Source organism: Reyranella sp. (assembly GCF_052439685.1).
Lineage (GTDB): Bacteria > Pseudomonadota > Alphaproteobacteria > Reyranellales > Reyranellaceae > Reyranella.
Genome location: NZ_JBQVQG010000072.1, coordinates 390 through 631 on the forward strand (window position 1 = coordinate 390; position 242 = coordinate 631).

The window sequence follows — 242 nt, forward strand, 5'->3', positions numbered from 1 at the left end:
CATGTGGTTTAATTCGAAGCAACGCGCAGAACCTTACCACCTTTTGACATGCCCGGACCGCCACAGAGATGTGGCTTTCTCTTCGGAGACTGGGACACAGGTGCTGCATGGCTGTCGTCAGCTCGTGTCGTGAGATGTTGGGTTAAGTCCCGCAACGAGCGCAACCCTCGCCATTAGTTGCCATCATTCAGTTGGGAACTCTAATGGGACTGCCGGTGCTAAGCCGGAGGAAGGTGGGGATG

At 55.4% G+C, this 242-nt stretch carries 1 rRNA gene (only partly in view); it reads left to right on the forward strand.

The features are described from left to right. Window positions 1–242, forward strand: a 16S ribosomal RNA gene (locus tag ACT6UX_RS30370) (its annotated part extends past both window edges: 389 nt to the left, 138 nt to the right); the annotation flags it as partial.